This is a genomic window from Sporichthya sp. (assembly GCF_013815995.1).
In the GTDB taxonomy this organism is placed as follows: Bacteria; Actinomycetota; Actinomycetes; order Sporichthyales; family Sporichthyaceae; genus Sporichthya.
On the sequence record NZ_JACDFE010000261.1, the window covers coordinates 1 to 5524 of the forward strand.

Annotated in this window: 6 protein-coding genes and 1 pseudogene; 3 read left to right on the forward strand and 4 right to left on the reverse strand. The window is 70.5% G+C overall.

The window, feature by feature from the left end; all coding sequences use genetic code 11:
- The 3 genes and pseudogenes from H0X00_RS20955 to H0X00_RS20965 all read left to right on the forward strand — a co-directional run.
- Positions 1–676: pseudogene (locus H0X00_RS20955) on the forward strand (phenylalanine--tRNA ligase subunit beta); the annotation flags it as partial.
- A 207-nt stretch (positions 677–883) separates the two neighbouring features.
- Positions 884–1738, forward strand: coding sequence for a L,D-transpeptidase family protein (locus H0X00_RS20960; protein WP_293774500.1), 855 nt, complete (start codon positions 884–886; stop codon positions 1736–1738).
- Positions 1739–1779: 41 nt separating this feature from the next.
- Positions 1780–2139 (forward strand): DUF2203 domain-containing protein, encoded by a 360-nt coding sequence (locus H0X00_RS20965; protein ID WP_367186717.1) that lies wholly within the window; start codon positions 1780–1782, stop codon positions 2137–2139.
- Positions 2140–2154: 15 nt separating this feature from the next.
- Here H0X00_RS20965 and H0X00_RS20970 read toward each other — a convergent pair whose 3' ends face one another.
- The 4 genes from H0X00_RS20970 to H0X00_RS20985 all read right to left on the reverse strand — a co-directional run.
- On the reverse strand, positions 2155–3024 hold the full coding sequence (locus tag H0X00_RS20970) for a metal ABC transporter permease (RefSeq protein WP_293774504.1): 870 nt from the start codon (positions 3022–3024) through the stop codon (positions 2155–2157).
- 7 nt (positions 3025–3031) lie between these two features.
- Positions 3032–3856, reverse strand: a complete 825-nt coding sequence (locus H0X00_RS20975; RefSeq protein ID WP_293774506.1) for a metal ABC transporter ATP-binding protein — start codon at positions 3854–3856, stop codon at positions 3032–3034.
- Positions 3853–4869 carry a metal ABC transporter substrate-binding protein gene (locus H0X00_RS20980; protein ID WP_293774508.1) on the reverse strand — a complete coding sequence of 339 codons (1017 nt, stop codon included), beginning with the start codon at positions 4867–4869 and terminating at the stop codon, positions 3853–3855. The genes H0X00_RS20975 and H0X00_RS20980 overlap by 4 nt, the downstream gene beginning before the upstream one ends.
- Positions 4870–4947: 78 nt before the next feature.
- The coding region (locus tag H0X00_RS20985; RefSeq protein WP_293774510.1) for an NAD(P)-dependent oxidoreductase at positions 4948–5524 on the reverse strand (577 nt) is incomplete at its 5' end.

Sequence of the window (5524 nt, forward strand, 5' to 3'; positions counted from 1 at the left end):
GGAGGAGCTCGCGGCCACCGAAGCCTCGTTGCCGGCGCAGCCGCGCCACCTCGCTGCGGTCCTGACCGGGCTGCGTACCCCGGCCGGCTGGTGGGGCCCGGGCCTGGCGGTGACCTGGGAGGACGCGATCGAGGCGGCCCGGATCGCGGCGGCTGCGGCCGGCGCAGATCTGATGGTGCGTCAGGGGGACCTGGCGCCGTGGCACCCGGGCCGGTGCGCCGCCCTCGCGGTGCGGACGCCCGGGGGCGAGCGAATCATCGGGCACGCCGGTGAACTGCATCCGCGGGCGATCGGCGCCCTCGAGCTGCCGGCCCGGACGGTAGCGATGGAACTCGACCTGGACGCCCTGCTGGCGGCCGGCGGTGCCCTGGCCGCCGCGCCGGCGATCTCCGGCTTCCCACCGGCGACGCAGGACGTCGCCCTCGTGGTCGACGCTGCTGTGCCTGCCGCCGAGGTCGAGGCCGCGTTGCGGTCCGGTGCGGGAGAGTTGCTGGAGTCGATCCGGCTCTTCGACGTCTACATCGGCGATCAGCTCGGTGCCGGCAAGCGGTCGCTGGCGTTCGCGCTGCGCTTCCGTGCCCCGGACCGGACGCTGACGGTCGAGGAGGCGACGGCTGCCCGCGACGCTGCCGTGGCCGCCGCTTCCGCCGCTACTGGGGCCGTCCTGCGCGGCTGACCCTTCACAACGGATGACATCGGCAGCTCGTCCCAACGGATGACATCCGTTGCGAAATGGGGCGCCTGCCGGTTCGCCCGGACGGGTTAGCGGGCGTACGGCGGTTCGTCCGATTCGGGTGAAAGGCCGTCAGGAGCCGGTCAAGTGTGCGTCTCGCCGCGCGCTTATTGCCCTCGGCGGGGTCTACCGCGGCGGATCGTTGCGCAGATGGACAGCCGCCCCACCACCGCGCATGCCCACCGGCGCCCCAGGGGCGCTCGGGTGGGCCGGATCGCGCTGGTCACCGGCGCTGCCGTGGTGTGCGCGCTGGGCATCACCGGAGCGCTCGACCCGTCCACCCAGGTCGCCGAGTCCGCCGAGATCCAAACCGCCAATTTCGGGGTCCAGCCCGGCCCGCTCAAGGCCTCCGTCAAGGGGGTCTCGCAGCCGGCCTGGGCCAAGGGCCTGCCCGAGAGCACCACGCAGGTGCTGCGCACCATCCGGACCGACAAGTGGTGCGCGCAGATCTGGTGCACCCGCACCGAGGCCTGGGAGAAGGCCGACGGCAGCTGGCACATCGTCACCCGTGGCTCCGGCAAGAACACCCGACCGATGATCGTGCGGTCCCAGGTCGGTCAGAGCGGCTTCGCCTCGGCCGCGTCCCGTCACCAGGGCGACATGCGTACCCCGAGCGGGGTCTACGGCATCATCACCACGTTCTCCACCACCAAGGAGCGTCCGACCGAGATGCCGTGGCGGCGCCGGCTGCCCACCTCGGTGGTCAGCGACGCGGGCGGCCAGTCCTACAACACCTGGGTCGAGGTCAAGGGCAACCGCAGCGGCGACCGGCGCATGATGAGCTGGGGCCTGTGGATCGACTGGAACAACCCGCGGCTGACCCTGGGCAGGGGCGAGCGCCCGGTGCCGGGCAAGGGCAGCGGGATCTTCATGCACACCTCCAACCCCGGCGCACCCTTCGTGCCCACCGCCGGCTGCCTGCAGATCGGGAGCCCGGCCGACATGGCCTGGATCGTCCGCTGGCTCAAGCCGGACACGAACCCACGGATCGTGAACAACAAGTAGTCGCTACCCGTGCCGGCGTGGCACGCTGAATCATGGCGCCCGTGCCCCTCTTCACCGTCGCCGAGGCGCGTGAGGTCCTCCTCGAGCTGATGCCGACCCTCGAGCGGTTCATCGCGCTGCGCGCCGACGCCGCCGAGCTCGGCGCGTCCATCCGCGGTCACTCCCTGGGCGGAGCGATGGAACTGCACGAGCTCAACCAGCGCCTGGAGAGCCTGATGCGCACCATCCAGGAGACCGGCGCGCAGGTTAGGGGCTGGGCTCCGATGCTGATGGACTTCCCCGCCAGCCTGGAGGAGGAGAACGTCCTGCTCTGCTGGCTGGAGGGCGACCTCGGGCTGGCCTGGTACCACAAGCCCGACGTCGGCTTCCAAGGTCGCCGACCGCTCCGCTTCGACGCCTGACGCCGAGGTTCGGGCTCAGCTGATCGGAATGCGGCGCTCGGCACGCACAGGCGCGGGGACCGCGAGGTCGGGCAGGCGCCGCACGCTGGTGGCGGCCAGCACCACGACGAAGAACGCGGCGTCGGTCAGCACGATCATCGTTCCGGACGGGACGTCCAGGTGGTAGCTGAGGTTCATGCCGACGAAACCGCCGACCGACCCGATCGCGGTCGACAGCACCAGCATGTGCGCGAACGAGTGCGTCAACATCCGGGCCACCACGGCGGGGATCACCAATGCCGCCGCGACCAGGGTGACCCCGATGACGTTCAGCGTCGCCAGGATCGATATCGAGAGCGCCAGCATCAGCAGCGCGTCCGTGGCGGCCACCCGAACCCCGTGGGCGCCGGCCACGTCAGGATCGAACGAGGTGAACAGCAGGGCCCGGTAGCGGGTCACGATGATCGCCACGACCCCCGCCGAGACGCCGGCCAGGACCCACAGGTCCAACGGGCGGATGCCGAGGATGCTCCCGAACAGCGCGGCATCGAAACTCGCGCCGCGGGAGCCGAAGATCGAAATCAGCGCGATGCCGAAGGCGAACGAGGCGGTGGTGATCACCCCGATCGCCGCGTCGGCACCGATCTTCTTGCTGCGGGCGATCGCGTTGACCGCGAGCGCCGAGGCCAGGCCCCAGACACCCGCGCCGAGGTAGTAATTGGCACCGACCACGGAGGAGACCGCGAAGCCGCCGAAGATCGAGTGCGAGAGCCCGTGGCCGATGTAGCTCATCCCGCGCAGCACGATGAACACCCCGACCAGCCCGCACAGCGCACCAGCGAGGGTGGCCGCGAGGACGCCGCGGACGAAGAACTCGTAGTGGTACGGGTCGAGGAGGTCCCACACGGTCGGCTCAGCCCGTCCGGCGCGCTCGGACGGGGGCCAGGTGCGGCCCGGGATCGAGCACCACGGGCAGCCCGAGGTGCTGGAGCACCTCCATCGGTGCGCCGAAGGTGCGCTCCAGCACGGACGCCGTGATCACCTCGGCGGGTCCTCCGGCGGCGATCACGGTGTGGTTCAGCGCGAGCAGCGAAGGCAGGTGGGCGGCGACGCCGTTGAGATCGTGCGTGGTCAGCAGGATCGTGGTGCCGGCTGCGTTGAGGTCCCCGAGCAGGTGCAGCATCTCGTGCCGGCTGGTGAAGTCGACGCCCGTCGTCGGTTCGTCCATCAACAACAGGTCGGGGGAGCACATCAGGGCGCGGGCGATGAACATCCGCTGCTGCTGGCCGCCGGACAGCGCGCGAATGTGACGGTTCGCCAGATCACCGATGCCGAGCCGTTCCAGGATGGCGGACAGCTCCGCCCGCTCGCGGCGGCTGGGCCACGGCACCCGCCGCTCGGAGCGCGACATCAGGACGCATTCGGCGACGGTGACCGGGAAGTTCCAGTCCACGCTCTCCAACTGAGGCACGTACCCGACCCGCAGGCCGGGGGAGCGGTCGATGGTGCCGGCCACCGGGCGCAACGTGCCCAGCAGCAGCCGGAGCAGGGTCGTCTTGCCCGAGCCGGACGGACCGACCACGCCGGTGAAGTTACCGCGTCGGACGGTGAGTTCGACGTCGGTCAGCACCGGCGCGGGCCCGTACCGGAACGCGACGTCGGTCAGAGTGATAAGGGACTCACCGGTGCCGCTCGGGGTCTCCCCGTGGCCGTGGCCGTGGTAGTCGGTGGCGTTCACTGCGGATAGTTCGCGGTGTCGGGTACAGCCGGCGTGGTGTCCAGGGCGTCCAACGCCTTCGTGGTCCCGCCGAGTCGAGCGATGATCGTGCGGAAGTCGTAGCGCATGAGCCCGAGCCAGGAGTGCTCGGGCTCGCCGGGCGCGCCCGGTAGGTCGTCATCGCGCAGCGTGTCCTCGTAGACCGCGCCGGTGGCCTTGCCGATCTCCGCGAGCGCCTTGCTGGGGAAGACCTCGGAGCCGAAGATCGCCTTGACGCCCTGCTCCTTGATCTGGTCGATCAGTTCCGCCACCTCCTTCGGAGTAGGCTCGGAGAAGTCACTCGGCTGGATCGCGCCGATCACGTTCCAGCCGTAGGACTTGGCGAAGTACGCGTAGGCGTCGTGGTAGGTCAGCAGTTCCCGATCGTCGGCGTCCAGGCTTTCCTGGTCGGCCTTGATGGCGTCGGAGAGTGCCGTGGCCTGCTCGCGGAACTTCTGGTAATTGGCGTCGTAGTAGTCCCGGCCGCCGGAGTCGATCTCCGTCAGGGCCCCGCGGATCTGCTCCGCGTACTTGATGGCGTAGGTGGGGTCGGTCCACAGGTGGGGGTTGGGCTTGCCCTCGTCCTTGGGGAACGAGAAGTCGTAGATGTAGTCCTGCTCGGCCAGCACCTCGGTACCGATTTCGAGGAGCTTCGCGCCGTCCTTCATGTTCGCCTCGGCGAGCTCCTTGGTCGGGTCCTCCAGCTTGAGCCCGTTGATGATCACGAGGTCCGCCTCGGACAGGACCTTGGCTGCGCTCGGCGGAGGCTCGAAGGTGTGGGAGTTCGTCCCCTCCGGCACGATCCCGTCGATCCGGGCCCGGTCGCCGGCGACGGCCGCGGCGATCGAGGTGATCGGCGCGACAGTGGTGACCACGTGCAGTGTCGGCGCCGCGCTCGCGCTGGGCCCGGGTGCACCCTGGGTTGCGTCGTCGTCAGTGCACGCGGCGAGAGGGAGGACCAGCAGGGCGGCGAGAAGAGCGGCGGGCAGGCGCATACCCAGCAGCCTAGACCCGAATTGTTCGCTATTGCGAACTGGTCGCAGATCGGCCTGATCGCCCGTTCCCGTCGTGACTCATCCGTGCCGCCGGATCAGCGGCTCGAGGCCGTTGACCACGTCGATCACCGGCTCGCCGCCTAGCGCGCGGCGCAGGTTCGCGACGGACTTGCCGATGATGCGCTGCACCGACTGCCGGGTGCCGCCGGCGGCGTGCGGGGACAACAGGATCCGATCGTTGTCCCGCAACGGGTCGTCGGCGGGCAGGGGCTCGGTGGGGAACACGTCGAGGGCCGCGCCGCCGAGATGACCCGATTCCAGCGCCGCCAGCAGTGCCGCGTGGTCGAGAACGTTGCCGCGGCCGACGTTGATCACGTACGCCCCCGTGGGCATCGCCGCGAGCAGGTCGGTGGAGACCAGGCCGTGGGTCTCGGCGGTCAGCGGTAGCGCCAGCACGAGGATGTCGCTGCGCGCGCACAGCGCCGCGGGCTCCAGCCACGGGTAGGGGGCGTCGCGGGGCGTCCGGGACCAGTACGCGACCTCGGAGCCGAAGGCGGCGAACAGGCCGGCCGCGATCGACCCCGCCGGGCCGTAGCCGAGGATGCCGACCCGCAGCCCGCCGATCTCGCCGTGCCCGCGCCGGACCACGTCCATC